General features: G+C 70.5%; 1 protein-coding gene. It reads left to right on the forward strand.

Features of this window, described 5'->3' with window-relative positions; genetic code table 11:
- Positions 1–78 precede the first annotated feature (78 nt).
- Positions 79–744, forward strand: a complete 666-nt coding sequence (locus G5C65_RS37965; protein ID WP_165303633.1) for a GNAT family N-acetyltransferase — start codon at positions 79–81, stop codon at positions 742–744.
- The last annotated feature ends 9 nt before the right edge of the window (positions 745–753 follow it).

The following is a 753-nucleotide window of genomic DNA, read 5'->3' on the forward strand; positions in this document are numbered from 1 at the left end:
CCCTCTCGCTCCCCCTGACTCCACTTCTAGTTAGGGTAGCCTTACCTAACCTTGCCCGCGTCAGGGAGGACACCCCCCATGAGCAGCAGGTCACACCTGCTCAACGACAGGACAGCGGAGCGCTACCGGTACACGCTCACCGACGGCGTCCAGCGCGTGGCCGACCGGCTCGCCCGCACCGACCGGCCGTTCACCGGCGTCACGCCCGCCGAACTGGCCCCCGCCGTCCAGGCCGTCGACCTGGAGCGGCCGCTCGCCCATCCCGCCGCAGCCCTCGACGAGCTGGAGCGCGTCCACCTCCGCGACGCCGTCTACTTCCACCACCCCCGCTATCTGCTGCAGGGCGCCACGCTGTGCGACGTCGAGCGGGAGTTCATGGGCCTGCACGAGGGACGCCCGGCCTTCCTGATGGAGCGCTACGACCCCGTGCACATCGAGCTGGCCGGGCTCTACCCGCACCAGCCAGGCGACGTGGGCATGCACTTCCTCTGCGCCCCGACCGGCACCCCGCTGCGCGGCTTCTCCCTCGCGGTGCTCACCACGGTGCTGCAGATGCTGTTCACCGACCCCGCCGTCCGGCGCGTCGTCGTCGAACCCGACGTACGGAACACCGCCGTACACGCCCTCAACGACGCCGTCGGCTTCCGCGCCGAGACCACCCTCACCAAGCCGGAGAAGGAAGCGCTGCTCAGCTTCTGCACCCGCGAGCAGTTCCAGGCCACCACAGGAGCGACCCCCGCATGACCACGCCCC

This window comes from Streptomyces boncukensis (genome assembly GCF_011045075.1).
Lineage (GTDB): Bacteria > Actinomycetota > Actinomycetes > Streptomycetales > Streptomycetaceae > Streptomyces > Streptomyces boncukensis.

Excerpts from the sequence above, each read along its gene's own strand:
- G5C65_RS37965 (WP_165303633.1), top strand. The coding sequence starts at position 79 with ATGAGCAGCAGGTCACACCTGCTCAACGACAGGACAGCGGAGCGCTAC.